This is a genomic window from Devosia alba, from assembly GCF_039938915.1.
GTDB lineage: Bacteria > Pseudomonadota > Alphaproteobacteria > Rhizobiales > Devosiaceae > Devosia > Devosia alba.
The window spans coordinates 1-15,757 of record NZ_JBDUUI010000018.1 but is presented as its reverse complement, the minus strand read 5'-3'; the positions used below and the strand labels follow the sequence as shown (position 1 = coordinate 15,757).

At 61.0% G+C, this 15,757-nt stretch carries 18 protein-coding genes; 9 read left to right on the top strand and 9 right to left on the bottom strand.

The genetic code is table 11. From position 1 onward, the window contains the following. The first annotated feature begins 6 nt into the window (after nt 1-6). The 7 genes from ABFY71_RS17385 to ABFY71_RS17355 are packed head-to-tail and all read left to right on the top strand — an operon-like array spanning nt 7 to nt 6,421. Nucleotides 7-1,521, top strand: a complete 1,515-nt coding sequence (locus ABFY71_RS17385; protein WP_347947168.1) for a sugar ABC transporter ATP-binding protein — start codon at nt 7-9, stop codon at nt 1,519-1,521. After that, complete coding sequence (locus ABFY71_RS17380) at nt 1,521-2,537, top strand: ABC transporter permease (protein ID WP_347947167.1); 1,017 nt, start codon at nt 1,521-1,523, stop codon at nt 2,535-2,537. Before ABFY71_RS17385 ends, ABFY71_RS17380 begins: the two co-directional genes overlap by 1 nt. After that, on the top strand, nt 2,534-3,505 hold the full coding sequence (locus ABFY71_RS17375; protein ID WP_347947166.1) for an ABC transporter permease: 972 nt from the start codon (nt 2,534-2,536) through the stop codon (nt 3,503-3,505). Before ABFY71_RS17380 ends, ABFY71_RS17375 begins: the two co-directional genes overlap by 4 nt. 2 nt (nt 3,506-3,507) lie before the next feature. After that, the gene (locus ABFY71_RS17370; protein ID WP_347947165.1) at nt 3,508-4,245 is read left to right on the top strand and encodes a FadR/GntR family transcriptional regulator; all 738 of its coding nucleotides are present in this window, start codon (nt 3,508-3,510) and stop codon (nt 4,243-4,245) included. Further along, a complete protein-coding gene (locus ABFY71_RS17365) occupies nt 4,242-5,288 on the top strand; it encodes a Gfo/Idh/MocA family protein (protein ID WP_347947164.1) in 1,047 nt (348 codons plus the stop codon). The genes ABFY71_RS17370 and ABFY71_RS17365 overlap by 4 nt, the downstream gene beginning before the upstream one ends. Then, nucleotides 5,289-6,107, top strand: coding sequence for a sugar phosphate isomerase/epimerase family protein (locus tag ABFY71_RS17360; RefSeq protein WP_347947163.1), 819 nt, complete (start codon nt 5,289-5,291; stop codon nt 6,105-6,107). It abuts the gene before it with no gap. Further along, nucleotides 6,107-6,421: an L-rhamnose mutarotase gene (locus ABFY71_RS17355; protein ID WP_347947162.1), complete on the top strand. Its 315-nt coding sequence runs from the start codon at nt 6,107-6,109 to the stop codon at nt 6,419-6,421. The genes ABFY71_RS17360 and ABFY71_RS17355 overlap by 1 nt, the downstream gene beginning before the upstream one ends. A gap of 12 nt (nt 6,422-6,433) precedes the next feature. On the opposite strand, the gene ABFY71_RS17350 is transcribed toward ABFY71_RS17355, so the two are convergent. Next, the gene (locus ABFY71_RS17350) at nt 6,434-7,177 is read right to left on the bottom strand and encodes an SDR family oxidoreductase (RefSeq protein WP_347947161.1); all 744 of its coding nucleotides are present in this window, start codon (nt 7,175-7,177) and stop codon (nt 6,434-6,436) included. A 91-nt stretch (nt 7,178-7,268) separates the two neighbouring features. Between ABFY71_RS17350 and ABFY71_RS17345 the strand changes: the two genes are divergently transcribed. Next, nucleotides 7,269-8,414: a mandelate racemase/muconate lactonizing enzyme family protein gene (locus ABFY71_RS17345; protein WP_347947160.1), complete on the top strand. Its 1,146-nt coding sequence runs from the start codon at nt 7,269-7,271 to the stop codon at nt 8,412-8,414. A gap of 15 nt (nt 8,415-8,429) precedes the next feature. On the opposite strand, the gene ABFY71_RS17340 is transcribed toward ABFY71_RS17345, so the two are convergent. The 6 genes from ABFY71_RS17340 to ABFY71_RS17315 form a co-directional block, all read right to left on the bottom strand. Then, entirely contained in the window at nt 8,430-8,714 is a 285-nt protein-coding gene (locus tag ABFY71_RS17340) for a muconolactone Delta-isomerase (protein ID WP_347947159.1), read from the bottom strand. A 19-nt stretch (nt 8,715-8,733) separates the two neighbouring features. After that, nucleotides 8,734-9,690 (bottom strand): C-terminal binding protein, encoded by a 957-nt coding sequence (locus ABFY71_RS17335; RefSeq protein ID WP_347947158.1) that lies wholly within the window; start codon nt 9,688-9,690, stop codon nt 8,734-8,736. 103 nt (nt 9,691-9,793) lie between these two features. Further along, nucleotides 9,794-10,000, bottom strand: a complete 207-nt coding sequence (locus ABFY71_RS17330; RefSeq protein WP_347947157.1) for a hypothetical protein — start codon at nt 9,998-10,000, stop codon at nt 9,794-9,796. A gap of 1,066 nt (nt 10,001-11,066) precedes the next feature. Next, complete coding sequence (locus tag ABFY71_RS17325; RefSeq protein ID WP_347947156.1) at nt 11,067-12,515, bottom strand: DUF6035 family protein; 1,449 nt, start codon at nt 12,513-12,515, stop codon at nt 11,067-11,069. 46 nt (nt 12,516-12,561) lie between these two features. Continuing rightward, a complete protein-coding gene (locus ABFY71_RS17320) occupies nt 12,562-13,608 on the bottom strand; it encodes an AAA family ATPase (RefSeq protein WP_347947155.1) in 1,047 nt (348 codons plus the stop codon). Nucleotides 13,609-13,756: 148 nt separating this feature from the next. Continuing rightward, a complete protein-coding gene (locus ABFY71_RS17315) occupies nt 13,757-13,891 on the bottom strand; it encodes a hypothetical protein (protein WP_347947154.1) in 135 nt (44 codons plus the stop codon). A gap of 216 nt (nt 13,892-14,107) precedes the next feature. Between ABFY71_RS17315 and ABFY71_RS17310 the strand changes: the two genes are divergently transcribed. Continuing rightward, on the top strand, nt 14,108-14,422 hold the full coding sequence (locus ABFY71_RS17310; protein WP_347947153.1) for an ArsR/SmtB family transcription factor: 315 nt from the start codon (nt 14,108-14,110) through the stop codon (nt 14,420-14,422). A gap of 649 nt (nt 14,423-15,071) precedes the next feature. On the opposite strand, the gene ABFY71_RS17305 is transcribed toward ABFY71_RS17310, so the two are convergent. Then, on the bottom strand, nt 15,072-15,398 hold the full coding sequence (locus ABFY71_RS17305; RefSeq protein ID WP_347947152.1) for a hypothetical protein: 327 nt from the start codon (nt 15,396-15,398) through the stop codon (nt 15,072-15,074). A 24-nt stretch (nt 15,399-15,422) separates the two neighbouring features. Continuing rightward, the coding region (locus tag ABFY71_RS17300; RefSeq protein WP_347947151.1) for a hypothetical protein at nt 15,423-15,757 on the bottom strand (335 nt) is incomplete at its 5' end.

Sequence of the window (15,757 nt, the reverse complement as noted above, 5' to 3'; positions counted from 1 at the left end):
TCTCCCATGACCGAAATCCTCGCTCCGGCGCTCGAATTGCGGAACGTGTCGAAAAGCTTCGGCATAACTGACGCGCTCAAAGACATTTCCCTTGGCCTGCTGCCGGGCGAAATCCACGCCATCGTCGGCGAAAATGGTGCAGGCAAATCAACCCTGATCAAGATCATGACGGGGGTGCACCAGCCCAGCGCGGGCGAGGTCGTTGTCGGCGGCAAGCCGGTCGTGCTGCGCGGCACGCGCGATGCGCAATTGCATGGCGTCGCCGCGGTCTATCAGGAACCCATGGTCTTCCCCGACCTCGGCGTGGCCGAAAATATCTTCATCTCGCAGCGCAATGCTGGGCTTTTGGTCGACTGGAAACGTATACGGGAGCAGGCGCGCGCGCTGATTGCCCGCCTCGGCATCACCCTTGATGTCGATCGTACCGCGGCCGGACTGACGCTGGCTGAACAACAGACCGTTGAGATCGCGCGGGCGCTATCGCTTGACGTCAAGGTGCTGATTATGGATGAGCCGACCGCCTCGCTCTCCGCCCATGAGGCCGACCGGCTGCTGCAGACGGCGCGCGCGCTAAAGGCTCAAGGCGTTACGGTTGTCTACATTTCTCACCGTCTCGAAGAGGTGTTCGAGATCGCCGATCGTGTCACCGTTCTCCGCGACGGCCGCCACATTACCACCCAGCCCATTGCCGACGTAAACCGCGATGGTCTGATTGCCGCCATGGTCGGGCGTTCGGCAGACGTTTTTTTCTCCCGCGCCATTTCATCCGCGACGGATCGGTCGGTGCTCAAGGTCAACGGGCTTTCGCTCGACGGCGTGTTCAGTGATATCAACTTCGACGTCCATGCTGGGGAAGTGCTGTGCTTGGCGGGCCTGGTTGGCGCCCGCCGCACGGATGTCGGATTGGCCCTGTTCGGTGTCGCCCCAGCGAGTGCCGGCGAAATTCTGATCGATGGCCAGCCGGTCAGGATCACCAGCCCCCAGAGGGCGATGAAACTTGGTATTGCCTATGTGTCAGAGGACCGTCGCAAGCTTGGCCTCGCCATGAACATGCCGATCGTCTCCAATGCGTCACTGGCTACGCTGAACAAATATCTCAACCGTTTCGGCCTCATTCGGCGCAGTAACGAACGGGCAATGGCTGAGAGCTATCGCGCCCGGCTCAATATACGCACTCCCAATGTCGATATCGCCGTCGGCACACTGTCGGGCGGCAACCAGCAAAAGGTCATGCTGGCCAAGTGGCTGAACCTCGCGCCCCGCATCCTGATCCTTGATGAACCGACCCGCGGCATCGATGTCGGCGCCAAGGCCGAGGTACATTCCATCATCCACGAATTGGCCAAGTCGGGCGTCGCGGTGATCGTGATCTCCTCAGACCTGCCTGAAGTCCTGGCACTGGCAGACCGGATACTGGTGATGCGTGAAGGGCGGCAGATGGATGTGTTCTCGGGCGAGGAAGCGACGCAGGCGAACGTAATGCAACTCGCGACCGGCCAGACCCGCAAAGAGGTAGCGTGATGTTGGACCGTATTTCTCCCACAACGCTGCGGCTGCTCGCCCTGGGCGTAGTCATTGCGCTGCTACTGGTCTTTTTCTCGACGCAGATCGAGAACTATTTGATGCCAAACCTGTTCAACCGTATCTCGACCTCAGTCGCGATCATTGCCCTGATCGCGACCGGGCAGGCGCTGGTTATGCTAACGCGCAATATCGATCTGTCGCTGGGTTCAGTTTGCGGCTTTGTCGCCTTCTTCGTTGGCGCGCTGGTGTCTGGATACCCAGAGCTGCCACCGGTCCTGGTGGTGCTGGCGGCCATCGGCATGGGAGCGGTGCTGGGAGCAATCAACGGTGCGCTGGTCGCTTATGCCCGTATCCCTGCAATCATCGTTACCTTGGGTTCACTGGCCATATTCCGCTCGCTGCTGGTGCAGTTCTCTGGCGCCAGATCGATCACCACCAATAGCCTGCCGGCCTGGCTCCTCGACCTTCCGCGAACGTCAATCCTGTCTATTGGCGGGCTCGAGTTGCGGGTCAGTTTCTTCATCACGCTACTGGTCGTGCTGGCCGTCCATCTGGCCCTCACACGCCTGCGCCTCGGGCGACGCTTCTTTGCGGTGGGCTCCAATCCCGAGGCCGCTGCCTTTGCCGGCATTGATGCGGCGCGCACCGTTTTCATCGCGTTCATCATGTCCGGGGCGCTGACGGGTCTTGCCGGTTTCATGTTTTTATCGCGCTTCGGCAATATCACCGTGGTTGCGGGGCTCGGCTTTGAACTCCAGTCGGTCGCCGCGGCCGTGGTCGGCGGCGTCAGCATCATGGGCGGCTCTGGGTCAGTCATCGGCGCCTTGCTGGGGGCAATCACTGTCGATCTACTGCAGACAAGCCTGTCGCGCTGGGACCTGGTCAGCGAGTTCTGGCGTGAGGCCGTACTGGGTTTTCTGATCCTGCTGTCGGTCACCGCGGATGCTTTGCTGATGTCCAGACTGATGGCGGTTCGGGCGCGCCGGGCGCGTGAGAAGGGAGCCGACAAATGAACTGGGCCAAAAAACTCTGGGGCTGGGAAGGTTTTCTGCTTGCCGTGCTGCTGATCATCATGGTGGTTAATTCTAGCCTGTCGGAACATTTCCTGACAGTGGGCAATCAGGTGAACCTGTTCCAGCTATCGGTAGAAAAGATCATCGTCGCAGTGATCATGACATTGATCATCATAAATGGAGAAATCGATCTGTCTGTAGCCTCGATGATGGGGCTCGCCGCCTGCGCGTTTGCCTGGCTGTTTCAGCTTGGCGTGCCTTCGCCGTTGGCTATTGTTACTGTACTCGCGATCGGCGCCCTGGGCGGGCTCGTCAATGCCATCTTCATCACCCGCGTCGGATTGCCTTCGCTGGTGGTGACGCTGGCCACGCTGATCGGCTTCCGCGGCATCGCCCGCATTCTCGTCGAAGACCGCGGCGTCACCGGCTTTCCTGACTGGTTCAACGCACTGGGACAGCAGGCTCTGGTCGGCCCGTTCACCCTGTCGCTACTGCTGTTCGTCGTCATCTTCATCGGCTTTGCCGTGCTCCTGCATGCCTCAGGTTTTGGCCGCAAGGTCTTCGTCGTAGGCAATAATGCAGCCATGGCGGCCTATTCTGGCGTCGACGTCGCCTCGGTTAAGACGCGGCTCTTTGTCGCCTCGGGGGTGATTTCCGCGTTAGCTGGGCTACTCTACACCGCTCGGGTCGGTGCTGTGCGTGGCGACGTTGCCAACGGCTTTGAGCTCGACATCATCACCATGGTCCTGTTGGGCGGCATTAGCATTTTCGGTGGAGTGGGCACATTGTTGGGCGCATTACTGTCAATTCTCATCGTTCTCAACTTGCGCAATGGCATGGCGCTGGCTGACATCACCGGTCATGTTCAGACCGGGGTTATCGGGCTGCTGCTGATCCTGTCGGTGGGCATACCGAATCTGAAATCGACGTTAGGGCGCGGTTTCGCCCGGCAGACAGTGCGAGAATAATTGTGACCAACTCCTCCAAAATCGAGAATCTGGACAGTCCGATCCAGCGCCTGTCGGTGCCCGAGCAAGTCGCCGGCCGTATCCTCGATCTGGTCAGGTCGGGGACCCTGAAACCGGGCGATCAATTGCCGCCCGAACGCGATCTGGCTGTGTCGCTGCAGGTCAGCCGTCCTTCGGTGCGTGAGGCTATCCGGGGTCTAACTATTCTGGGCGTGGTTACCACGCGACAGGGCGGCGGTGCCTATATCAGCGCACTGGGTGCCGAAGAACTGCTGGGCCCGCTGGAGTTCTTTATTTCCCTCGAAGAGCTCAATGTCCGCCAACTATACGACGCGCGTCTGGTGATCGAATCCGACGTGGCGCGGCGCGCTGCCGCAGAAATCACTGACGAGCAACTGGCACGGCTGACTCAGATTCTTGAGGCCCAGGCACTGCGGCTCGACGATCCCATCAGCTTCCGGCTGTCGGACACTGAGTTCCACGAGGTGATCTGGCGCAGTGCCGCCAACCCGTTCCTCTACCGTATCGGCAAGAGCCTTAATGTGCTTGGAATGGAATTTCGTCGCCTGGCTTCAGAGACACCGGGAATTCTGGCGCAAAGTCATCGCGATCACCGTGTCATCCTTGCGGCCCTGAGCGCACGCGACGCGGACGCGGCGGCCACGGCGGCCGCTAGTCATATGCGCAATGTGTTCGAGAGTACCCTGGCTTCTCTGCCAAAAAAGGACGAGCAGAAATGAGCTTGCGTATCGGCGTCGTCGGAACTGGCTGGTGGGCCACCGTCAATCATATCCCTACGGTGCAGGCGTCGAGGCTAGGTAATATCGTAGCTATCTGCGATCTTGATCCGCAACGCCTAGCGACGGTAGGGGACAGGTTTGGCGTCTCCGGACGGTATGCCGACGTCGCTGCCATGCTGGCCGCCGAGCGTCTCGATGGCGTGATGATCGCTACCCCGCATACGGCTCATGCCGCTCCGGCCCTCGCAGCGCTGCAGGATGGGTGCCATGTGCTGATTGAAAAACCTCTGGCTACCACTAGTGCCGACGCCCGTTCTATTGTCGATGCTGCGCAGACGGCCAATCGCCAGGTGCTGGTACCCTGTGGCTGGAACTTCCGCGACTACACGGCCCAGGCTGCCCAATGGGTCCAATCCGGCCAGATCGGCGACATCCGGCACGTTGTCTGCCAGATGGCCTCCGCCTTGGCCGACCTGTTTGCGGGCCAGCCGATGCAGGAAACCGCCGACGCCCTTTACCGCCCGCCGGCCTCGACCTGGGCCGACCCGGCCAGGGCCGGAGGCTATGGCTGGGGGCAGATGTCCCACTCGCTGTCATGGGTTTATCGGGTCACCGGCCTCTCCCCCGCTTCCGCGTTTTGCCTGGCCGGGACCTCGGTCACCGATGTCGACTATTATGACGCCGCCGTCCTGCGGATGAGCAATGGCGCCACCATGGCGCTGTCGGGCGCCGCAACCGTGCCCAAACAGTGCGGCTTCCAGATGGACATTCGCATCTTTGGCACTGAAGGCATGATCCTGTTCGACATCGAGCGCGAGCGGCTGGAGCTGCATCGCGATGACGGTGTCGACCAAGGCTTCCCAATCGCGCCGGGGCAGGGCAGCTATGATGGCACCCTGCCGGTCACCCGCTTTCTCGAGATTTGTGCAGGCCAGCCAGTGCGAAATGATGCCGATGCCGAGAACGGGGCGCTGGTCGTCGCAACACTCGCGGCCATGTACCGGTCTGTGCAGTCGACGCGCCAAGAAGTGGTGGACGTCTAGATGCACCTGTCCCTTACCTCGTGGTCGTTTCCCGCCTGCACTTTGGCGGAATGCGCCGCTATTTCGCGCGCCCTCGGAATCAACGCACTCGACGTCGGGCTGTTCTATCGTAGCGCCCTGCCCAAGTCAGACCTACTGGAGCGGCCATCTGATGTGGCGGCGATGGTCAAAACCCTGGGCGTGGCGACGCCGAGCTACTATCACCTGTTTGGCGACAATCCGGCGGATCGCAACCTAGCGAGCCGTGGTAGTCTTGAGTCCAATCTGCGAGATTTCCGCCAAGTGCTGCGCTTTGCGGACGCTGTCGGCATCCCGTCGGTGTTCATCCTGCCCGGCGTAGTCAATCCGGGGCAGTCACGGGCCGAGGCCTTTGCCATTTCTGCCGAGGCCCTGCATCGCATGGTCGAGCTGACGCGTGAGCACGCGGCCAGTGTCAGTATCGAAGCGCATGTGCATTCGCTGCTTGAGTCGCCGGCGGACACTTTGGCGATGATTGAGCAGGTGCCCGGCCTCAAGCTCACTCTAGATTACGCCCATTTCACTTGCCTGGGCTATCGCCAAGCCGAAATCGATGTGCTGGCACCCCATGCCGCCCATGTTCACCTGCGCCAGACCGCAATTGGCCAACTGCAGACCCCGGTGGAGCGCGGCACTATCAATATGCCAGCCCAATTCGGTGTTCTACGCGACGCTGGTTATGGTGGTGCGCTGGCGCTGGAGTTCGTGCATCAAGCCTATATGGGCACGCTCAACGAAGACGTGCTGACCGAGACCGTGGCCATGCGGGATGTGTGGCGTGCCTGGAATGGAGAGGACTAATGGCGAACTATGCGTGGGTGCTCGAGGTCCGGCCGGGCTATGAAGAAGCATACAAGCAGCGGCATGACGAGATCTGGCCCGAAATGCTCGCCTGCCTCCGCGCTGCGGGCATCCGCAACTACAATATCTATCGCCACGGGTTGACCCTGTTTGGCTCCTTCGAAACCGACGACCTCAAGGCGACACAGGCGGCCTTGGCTGCCGATCCGACCAATGCCCGCTGGGGTGCCTCAATGGCTGCGATGATGAAGATCGAAACTGATCCAACGACGGATTTCCCGTTCCTGCTGCCGCAGCAGTTTCATATGGACTGACCGTTGGCACTCTCATGCCATCAGGGCGCGAAACCGGTCGTCACGCACATCGACCGTGAGTTCGGCAATACCGCGCGCCTCGTCGCCACAAAGCCAGACCATCACCGAGGCGGGGATCGCCGGAGCTACCAGATTCTCTTTCGGAATCTGGCTGACCGGATTGAGCCCGGAACTGCGGATCACGCCCTGCATCTCGGTATTGGTCGGCGGAATGCCCAGCGTAAAGCTCTTGATGCCCTGACCGCTGTTTTCGAGGTCGATGACTCTCGACAGCATGGTAAGACCTGCCTTGGATGTGCAGTAGGCGGCCCATCCTTCGAGCGGAGAAAAGGCTGCGCCAGAGCCTGCATTGATGATCACGCCCTTGGCGGCACGCAGCAGAGGCAGGGCCGCCTGTGCTACTCTGAGCGGCCCGGCAATGTTGACGTTCAGCGCTATGGCAAAGGCCTCAGCATCAACGTCATCGACATGGCCGATGGGGGAAACAATGCCCGCATTGTTGATCAGGACGTCGAGGTGATCGACCTGCTGATTGATAGCGGCGAAGGCAGCAGCCACGGAACTGGCGTCGGTCACGTCGAGCAATAAGGTGACGGCGCCTTCGACAGTCTCATTTTCCCGGACCCCGGCGAAAACCGTGGCGCCGGCCTGCAGCAGCAGTTCGGCAGCAGCCCGACCAATGCCGCGTCCCGCGCCGGTGATGAGCGCAACTTTGCCTCTCAGATCCGGCAGCGGCATCATTCCCAACGCGTTCATGATCGATCCTGAATTAGATAATTGGCCTTACCAATTTCTTGACTAGCCCATCTGGGGGTTTATGGTCAATCTCTGTTTTCAAAGGGCTATCATGACCAAGATCGCGCGGCTGCACAGTTTCATTATCCGATATCCCGATCCCAATGATTTCGACAATCTGCGGATGACCCTGCTGCTGCGGATTGATACCGCAGATGGGCTGACGGGCTGGGGTGAGGCCATCGCCATGTGGCCGGAGGCCTGCCGCGCGACCGCGCAAATCATCCATGATGGTTTGGGACCGGTGGTCCTGGGCCATGACGCGACGGATACGGACGTGCTGTGGCAGGCGATGCGGCGGCATGTCTGGTGGTATGGCGAGGGCGGCATTGCCAGCCTGGCCATCTCGGCCGTGGATATGGCATTGTGGGACATTCGCGCTCAAGCGGCCGGACAGCCGCTATATGAAGTCCTGGGAGGCCTACAGCATCAGCGGCTGCGGGCTTGCGCCTCAGCCCATGTTAACAAGGCGACCGAAGCCGATTGCGTCGCCGAAGTGGCCGGCTTTTTTGCCGCCGGTTTCCGCAGCACCAAGCTGGGCTTCGCCAAAAAGGGGATGTCCAGGATCGGCGGCGATCCTGACACCGATGTCAACTTTGTCGCAGCCTTGCGTCGCGAACTCGGCCCAAAAGCCGAAATCCTCATCGACATTGGCAATGGGGTGCGCTGGGATGTGGATACGGCAATCTCGGTGACCAATCGCATGGCCGAGCAGGATATCGGTTGGATCGAGGAGCCGCTCTACCCGACCGATGATGCCGGCTACCGTAGGCTCAAGGCCGCAACCTGCGTGCCAGTCGCCAGCGGCGAGCGCGAATGGACGGCCACGGGCTACCGCCGCCTGATCGAATCAGGCAGTGTCGACGTGCTGGGCGTCGATCCCGCCCGCGTCGAAGGGGTAACCGGGTTCCTGGCGATCGATCAGCTGGCTGGTGCGGGGGGGAAAATTGTCAATGCCCATGCCTGGAGCACCGCGCTGACCTCTGCCGTCAGCCTCCACCTGTCACTGGCCTCTGCAAACACGCGGCTTTTTGAATTGAAGCCATTCCCCGTCGTGGTCCAGCAGGGCTTGGTGGAGCATCCGATCATCCAGATTGATGGCTGGGTCTATCCTCCGGTTGGACCAGGGTTAGGTATCACCATCCGTCCTGACGTAGTGCAATCGCTGACTGTGGAAGACAGGAAAAGCGGGCGCTAGGCGCCCGCAAACGAGCTATAGATTGATCGGATCATTGGGATGGGTTGCCATGGCGCGCACCTCAATGGTCATCCACGGGAAGAACGGCAGCGAACTCAAAATCTGGTGCAGTTCGGTGGCATCGGTCGCTTGCCACAGCCCGACGTTCTTCCAGGTGCCGGGGACCCGCCATAACCGCTTGAGGGCGCCCTGTGCCGCCAGCGCCCCGGCGCGGGCGGATTCGGCCGCAACCAGTTCGGCCTTTCGGTGGGGGTCCCCGTCAATGGGCCAACGCGTTTCGACTTCAACCAGAAATTCCATGCCCTCTCCCTTGATCGGCTTAGAACCGCACCGGCATGCGCGGGCCGTCACCACGCAGCGCCCGCGTGATGTCTTCGGCCACGAGCTGTTGCAGGCGGTCAATGGCACCATCCGAGTACCAGGCCGCGTGCGGCGTCAGCAACAGGTTGGGCGCGTCGCGCAGCGGGCTGTCGGCGGGCAACGGCTCAATGTGGAACACATCGAGTGCCGCACCCGCAATCACCCCATTGCGAAGCGATTCGGCTAGATCGGCCTCGACGATCAACTGGCCGCGGGCCGAATTGACGATGATCGCATGGGCCTGCATTGTGGCAAGGCGCGCCGCATTGAAATAGCCCTCAGTCAGCGGGTTCGACGGCGCATGCAGCGAAACGATATCGGCCTGGCGCAGCAGGGTGTCGGTATCGACCAGCGTTACCCCCAGCGATGTGGCGTCCTCTGCTGATAGGCCCGGATCAGCAGCGATGACCTGAAACTCGAAACCCTGCAGCCGGCGAAGCACGGCACGGCCAATCTGCCCCAACCCGAAAAAGCCAAACACTGTCTTATTGAAGGCCTTCATTGGCTTGGCGATCCGCACTGCTGCCCACTCGCTCTGTCGTACGGACGCATCAAGGATCGGCAGCTTGCGCAGCATGGTCAGGGCTGCGGCAACGGTGTGGTCGGCCACTTCGTCGGCACAATAATCGGGTACGTAACCGACGCGCAGACCGTTGGCAGCGCAGGCCGCTAGGTCGATATTGTTGTAGCCAACGCCGTAGCGGATTACCGTCCCCCCGGATTGCATCGCCGCCGCCGCCTGCGCACCAAATGGAGCAAATTGCACCAGCGCTACGTCGGCGCCTTCAACCACAGCGGCCACCTCATCCGCGCTGCGGCATTGATGCGCCGTAAACGTCGCACCTTCCGCCAGAGCGGCGTTTTCCTCCGGGGAAACATCGGGGAAGGTAAAGTCCGTTACGATCACTTTGCTCACGTCAGGTCCCTTTATCTCGTCAGCACCGCCACGCGCGATCGGTTCGCTCGTTCCAAGTGTCAACCCAGTGCCACAGAGATCGCCGAGTCAAACGACAATCCATCTAATTGGTAAGGCCAATTAATTGATAAGTGCGCTTTGGATCAAGTGATATTTTATGGACGACCTGCCTGTGTTGATTGTCGCTGAGAAGAGCCCGGTTATCATTGAGATTTGGCCTGACTCGTAATTGCTGCTGTTCGAGATAGGGCTTCACAACATCCTGGCTCGGTACGGCCGGCGCACCGAACGGCTTGAGACCATCGTCCATCGTCCACCGTCTTGGCCCGGCTCTGGGAGTAGACCTGCAGCCGGTTTGCAAATCGTCTTATGATACCGTGAGTAAAGACACCCTGTTACGGGTCGTCCGCCGACGTGTCGAAGAACAAGAAGACGAGCTTTCGGTCATAAGCATCGATGATTCTGCGTTTCGACGCGGCTGAACTGAGGGACGATTACTTGCGCTCTGGAGCGACGAAGGCCTGCCGCTCTGCTGCCTGATCGTGCGTTGAATACCTCCCGAATCTGGCTCGCCGAATGTCCGTCGATATCGATTGTTGCCCGTGAACGGGCGGCGGCTACGGCGAGGCGCTCTCCAGGGCCTTGCCGATGCTGCTCAAGTGGCCGACCGGTGGCACCTTCGGCCGGCCCCGTCCCATAGTTCTCACAAACAAATGTGTGCTGGGCGACGAAATTGTTGACGCTAGGGCAGAAAAATTAAGGCGTGCTTTTGCAAATTATCCGTCCCGAGGTGGACTTTTTACTATTGGGCCATAATATCTCTTTGTCAGCGGCCGGAATGGAGCTGCTCATTGATGCCATGTGTATCCGAGTGCAAGTAGAATCGGCCTCTTTCTTTTGACCTGATTTGCATTTCCACAGTCTGCGCCACTCAGTCCGGCCACCGCATCCCTTCTCAAATGCCGCTGACTTTGCCCCCGACCCGCTAATGCTGGGTCGGTGAAACCATGATTGCGATCGCTGCGCTGCGCGCTCATTGGAGAAGGGAGCCTGGCGGTGGCCTTGACCCAGAAGCAGGCCGCAGACGCCTTCGGCGTTGCCCCAGTGCCGGTGGCACTGGGGTGTTTGATGATAGGCGGCCTGTTTCTGCGTCAACCTCGGGCTCGATTGTCTGAATCGGGAGAAGGCAGTCCACGAACGTCCGATCGAACTCCCTTCCTTTCTTCTCCTGTTCTTTTGTCCTTGAAAGTGGCCGCCCTTGGGCGGCCACTTGACGGACGGTTACCCCGAGGCCCCGCTTGGGGCTGAGCGGAGTAACGGGCTGTCGGCATGGCTGGACCTCGGAAGGTCCACGCCATGCCTCGCTTTTCTTTCGACTAGGCGCGGCTTGCCGGCAGGCGCATCTTGGGGCCGAACTTGGGCGCCTTCATCAGCAGCCGGCGCCCGAGCCAGGGATAAAGCGCGGCGATCATCCCGGCATGCATGCGGAGCAGGGGGCGCACCTTCTCGGTGCTGATGAGCAGGGTGTTGAGGCGCGCCATGGTGGCGGGATCCACCGCCGCCTTGATTGCGGGCAGCGTGCTGAACACCATCAGCACCAGCGGCACCCAGTGCAGGCCATGGCGGCTGGCCAGCAGCGTGCCGAGCCGGCGCTGCAGCTCGCGCTCGATGCTGGGACGCGAACCGGACTGGTGGGTGACGAAGACCTCCACCTGGGCCAGAAAGGCCAGCACCTTGCCGACATCGCTGGCGATGGCGGCGTCGACACCCGGTCCGCGAATGAAGCGCGCCAGGCGCGTCCACTGCAGACCGACGGGCGCCAGCCCCTGGTCCATCGCCGCCGCCCGGCAAATGGCCTGGCGCTCGGCGCCCAGGCTGGCACTGACCAGCGTGGCGAGTTCGCGACGATAGCGGCGCTCCCCCTCGGCCTTGCGCAGATGGGGGGCTATCAGGATGACTTCGGTCCCGACCAGCGCCGTCTCCCACACATTGTGGATCGGCCGGTCCTTGACCAGGCGGGGCAGGATGGTGAGTTCCTGCAGCTGGAACTGCCCGTCCCTTATGGACAGCCCGATCGAGGTGTCATCGATGGCAAAGATGCGTCCCGACATGTTCAGGTGCAGATCGCAGAACCCCTGGCGGGAGAGGCGCGACAGGTCGGCGGCGTCGGTCAGCCAGACGTGGTGCACGCCATTGGCGGTATAGAACGTGTCCCGCTCCCGGATGGTGGCAATCGGCAGAGTGGCCAGCTGCAGATCGTAGGCGATCCGCTTGCCCTCGAACAGCGCGCTGACGTCGGGCACGCGCCTGTTGCCATCGGTGCCGGTGATCCGTTTTTCCACCTGCACATCGGAAAAACGCGGATCGTGGCGCAGGCAGTCGGCCAGGGCGTGCTTGAGGGTGTGGTGATCAAGGCCCTCCTGCAAACCATCAAACTTGACCGCCCCAACATTGTGCACGCCGGGCACGGTGCGACAGGGGCAGGGCGGCGCGCCCGCAGCGGCAAAATGCCGGAAGAAGGCCGCAAGGCCGTTGCGGGTGACGTCGGGACCTGCCGGCCGCTGGGCCAGATGCACCGGGCGCCGGCACACAGCGCAGAGAAAGCGTGGGGTTCCAGCCGCCTGGGCAGCATGCACCGCGGCGCGCAGTTCAGCCAGTTGCACAGGCGTCAGCGGATCGAGCACGCTTTGCGTGGTCCGCACCTGCTGGCCGACGGGGAAGCTGGTGTCGATGACCATGGCAATGGCGCGATAGTCGCCATTGCCGTCAGACCGGCCGTCAGCTGCGGGGGACACACGGGCGGGGATATTGGTGTTGTCAGTCATGAGAGAAGCGTCCTTTTTTGTGTTTTTTGCAATTATTGAAGAAAACTCAGTTGAGGATGGAGCGCGCGGACGCGGCCGCAGCTGCGTCGAGCAGTTTGTGGAGAGTGCGCAGGCTGGTGATTTTGCCCTGCCGCACGGACTTGGTGATGATGGCGACGAGCTCGGGCTCCAGCCCGCGGCGTTCGATTTCGCGGGCGGCGATGGCGGCGATTTCCTCGGGCCTCGGCGGCCCCATCCGAATGACCTGGCAGCGGTCCAGAAACGGCTGGGACAGCCGCGTCGCATCGTTGACCAAGACGATCCAGTTGATGAAACTGAGGTCGACCGCGAGCTGCAGATAGTTGTCCATGTGCGCCGCAGCGCTGCGCTTCTCAAGCAGACCCACCAGCGCCTCGGATGGCTTTGGTGATCCGTGGCGGCTCATGTCCCGGATCTTGTCGAGCTCGTCGAGCACCACGATGACATTGGCTGAGGCAGAACTTGCCAGCGCCTGCATGATGTCGCTTTGCCGGGCACTACTCCAGGTGCCGTCCTGGCTGATGATCGGGCTCATATTGGTCATCGCCGCGCAGTCCAGATAGACCATCTGCAGACCGCTGGCCTCGGCCAAAAGGTGAACGAGCCTGGTCTTTCCAGCCCCCGGACTGCTTTCAATGACCAGAGGTCGGATCTGCAGCCAACGCGCCCCGCGCCGGATGTTCACCTGTGCCGACTGCCGGATGGCTTCGATAGCCTGGCTGAAGTTGGGCGCCTGGTCGAACAGCTTGGCGGCAAATTCGTCCACGGCATCCGACGTGGCAGGACCCGTCAGGTCCTTGACCTCGCCCAGGCGCTCGATCAGCCGCTGCACGGCATGGCGGTCGCGCCGGTCGCCGGCGCCGCGGCGGGCATTGTGCTCATCCATTGTGATGGCAGGCGCAATACGGACGAATGGCCGGTCATAGCCCTTGAGCGCCAGCAAGCGCGGCTTTCCCAGACCTGCGCGGTCCTCGGCTTCAAAAACGAAGTCACTCCGCAAAAGCTCCTGCAGTTCTTCGTCGTCATCGCCGTCGGGCTCCAGGCCGGGCCCGGACGTCATTTTCCAGTTTTTCATCGTTTTCGACATTTCTGCAGACGAGCGGGTCCGTGGCACGGTCAGGTGCGGAGGCCAGCTCGGACAAAGGATCGATCGCGCGGGGGCTCAGGCTCGCGCCATCAGCGCAAGGTCAGAGTCCGGTGGCGATCAGGATGGGGCAGGGGCGCTAATGCGCGCGCACGACCAGGCAGGCGTCGCAGGAGACGGCGACGCCAAACCATCCGATGATCCCGATGGGGTCAGAAATGTGGAGGAAATTGTTGCGGCGAATCCGATCGCCCGCGTAGATGAATGCAGCCATGTGGCTTCTCCTGTTAACGCAGGATGATAGCCGCCTGGTCAGGCTGTCAGTCCGGTTGGCGCCGGGTTGACAGCCGCCTTGATGGGCGGCCAAAGATTCCGGGTGGAATCCTCGTGCCAGGATGCACAAGTCAGGGATGGCAGTCACCACACTTTGTTATTGATGGTTAACATGCGGTGTGGCCGCTACGGTCAAAACGCTTCGAAGGATTTCGAATTGAATGATGATGAAGCGCTGAGAGTCCTTATGGCGCTTGGTGATCCAGGACGTTTCGAGATTTTTCGAAAGGTTGGTGAGACGCCCGGATTGTCCTCATCCGACTTGAAGTCCGGCAAAGCCGCCTCCACGACTTCCCATCATATCAAGCTGCTGGTGGATGCTGGCGTGCTCGAGACCGCCAGAGACGGTAAGCACGTTCGATACAATGTGCATCGCGGTAAACTCGCGAGCTTTGCAGAATGGGCTGCCGCACAGGCTGAGCTGGCGACCTTCGACGAGCTTACAAAGTACCTTTCTGACAACTCGATTTAGCTGATAGTGCTGCGTGCGAAAGACAGATACGGGGCCGTGAGCCGACTGACGGCTATTGGCTAACGGTGGTGCATAGCTGACGTCATTCGGCCGGGGCTTACGGTCGAGACCAGCCTTAGAGCGACGGCCAGAAGTCGCTATTCCACGCCAAGGTCGCAGCTTCTTCGTGATTGCGGCTTTTCAGCCGGCCAGCAATTTCCATAGCGTCCAAACGGCGTAGGTCGCGCTGATCAAGACAGCCCAAGAGGCGACCGCCAGCATCAATATTGTCACACCTCTGAAAGCTGCAGGCCCGGAAGCGCTGTGCATCTTTCGACGGATGAGCCCGCCAATCTTCATGTACATTCTACACTCCGGAACACAATCAATTGCACATCAAGAGGCGCTCAATCGGGGAAGCGCACGCTTCCGGCACGACAGACGACGAAATGCTGATCCAATTCACTCAAGCACCCTTGTGGCGACCGGTACTGCCAAGCGAACGCGTATGGATGGACGCATGCACCTGGCAACCCCGACCGAACGCTACAGCCTGCTGGAAGTCTGTCGGTCGTAGGAGCGGTCGCCTTAGGGGGTGTTACCGCCCTGGCTGTTGGGCGAGTAGTTCTCGGTAACCGTCTTTGTGGCGTTGGCGTCTTTCGAATAGGAATTATCGACCGTCTCGGTCAATGTCCGGCCTTCGCTGACGAATATGGGCGCGGTCACGACCACCGGGGTTGTAGGGCGTCCCGGTCGCCACTTTGGCGAAGGTGGTCGTCGTTGGCGGCAGCGGCACGGACTCCGTCGAGGTTGGACCATCGACGCTATAGGTTTCGCCGTAGGTTATGGTAATCGTGGGTGCCGTCGAGATAATGCCGCCTTGCTGTTCGGCGAGCAGCCGAGCAATTTCTTGCGCCGTCACGCTGATACTGTAAAACAGGCTGTATAGCGCTCGCCGTTGCTGATGGCGAGGGCCACAACGGCTGGCGACAATCAATACTCATGGGCCCTTGTGCCAGATTCAGGGCAATAGCGCTGCCCAGAGCATGCGGATGGCCAGGCCTGCGAGCAGCAGCATGATCAGGCGGTCGAAAACCTGGCGGGACAGGTGTCTGGCTACAAATGAGCCCACAGGCATGCCCAACAGCAAGGGTAGCAAGGCGAGGCAGCTGAGCATGAACCCGTTCGGGGTCAGGATCCCAGCAAAGGCCAGCACGGGAAGTTGCACCGAAACAAAGATCACGAAAAGCAGCGATACCGTGTTGATGAACACACGGCGCTCCAGCTGCATGGCATTGATGAAACTCAGCGATACCGGGGCCGAAATGCCCGCCGATCCCTGGATCACCCCGCTGG

Coding starts and splice junctions, on each gene's coding strand:
- ABFY71_RS17340 (WP_347947159.1), bottom strand. CDS start 8,714: ATGGAATTTCTGGTTGAAGTCGAAACGCGTTGGCCCATTGACGGGGAC.
- ABFY71_RS17360 (WP_347947163.1), top strand. CDS start 5,289: ATGCACCTGTCCCTTACCTCGTGGTCGTTTCCCGCCTGCACTTTGGCG.
- ABFY71_RS17355 (WP_347947162.1), top strand. CDS start 6,107: ATGGCGAACTATGCGTGGGTGCTCGAGGTCCGGCCGGGCTATGAAGAA.
- ABFY71_RS17330 (WP_347947157.1), bottom strand. CDS start 10,000: ATGGACGATGGTCTCAAGCCGTTCGGTGCGCCGGCCGTACCGAGCCAG.
- ABFY71_RS17345 (WP_347947160.1), top strand. CDS start 7,269: ATGACCAAGATCGCGCGGCTGCACAGTTTCATTATCCGATATCCCGAT.
- ABFY71_RS17365 (WP_347947164.1), top strand. CDS start 4,242: ATGAGCTTGCGTATCGGCGTCGTCGGAACTGGCTGGTGGGCCACCGTC.
- ABFY71_RS17375 (WP_347947166.1), top strand. CDS start 2,534: ATGAACTGGGCCAAAAAACTCTGGGGCTGGGAAGGTTTTCTGCTTGCC.
- ABFY71_RS17325 (WP_347947156.1), bottom strand. CDS start 12,515: ATGACTGACAACACCAATATCCCCGCCCGTGTGTCCCCCGCAGCTGAC.
- ABFY71_RS17385 (WP_347947168.1), top strand. CDS start 7: ATGACCGAAATCCTCGCTCCGGCGCTCGAATTGCGGAACGTGTCGAAA.
- ABFY71_RS17320 (WP_347947155.1), bottom strand. CDS start 13,608: ATGAAAAACTGGAAAATGACGTCCGGGCCCGGCCTGGAGCCCGACGGC.
- ABFY71_RS17315 (WP_347947154.1), bottom strand. CDS start 13,891: ATGGCTGCATTCATCTACGCGGGCGATCGGATTCGCCGCAACAATTTC.
- ABFY71_RS17350 (WP_347947161.1), bottom strand. CDS start 7,177: ATGAACGCGTTGGGAATGATGCCGCTGCCGGATCTGAGAGGCAAAGTT.
- ABFY71_RS17380 (WP_347947167.1), top strand. CDS start 1,521: ATGTTGGACCGTATTTCTCCCACAACGCTGCGGCTGCTCGCCCTGGGC.